Consider the following 261-nt stretch of genomic DNA (forward strand, 5'->3'; position numbering starts at 1 on the left):
GCCTGTAAGCAGGAGAGCAGACAGCAGGAGACACAGGTGTGTTTTCATTTTTTCTCCGGCGTCATAAAAGACAGATGTAAACGCCCGGCTGACTGCGAGAGTGTTGCCCGCCAGGCAGTCTGGGCTTTAGTGAGACGAAGGACATCAGCAAAGGTCATGTCGCGGACGTGCAGTGAGACGGGTAAGGGGAGACGGACGCCGCTGTAGCTGAACTGCTGGCCGCGCAGACGGGCCAGTTCGTTGAGCAATTCCAGGGCATCG

At 57.5% G+C, this 261-nt stretch carries 1 protein-coding gene; it reads right to left on the minus strand.

All coding sequences use genetic code 11. From position 1 onward, the window contains the following. Positions 1–44: 44 nt before the first annotated feature. A partial coding sequence (locus E0D98_RS26570) for a DotD/TraH family lipoprotein (protein WP_165941091.1) occupies positions 45–261 on the minus strand: 217 nt, incomplete at its 5' end.

Origin of the sequence: Escherichia sp. KCJ4928 (assembly GCF_004352695.1) — a bacterium.
GTDB lineage: Bacteria > Pseudomonadota > Gammaproteobacteria > Enterobacterales > Enterobacteriaceae > ECMA0423.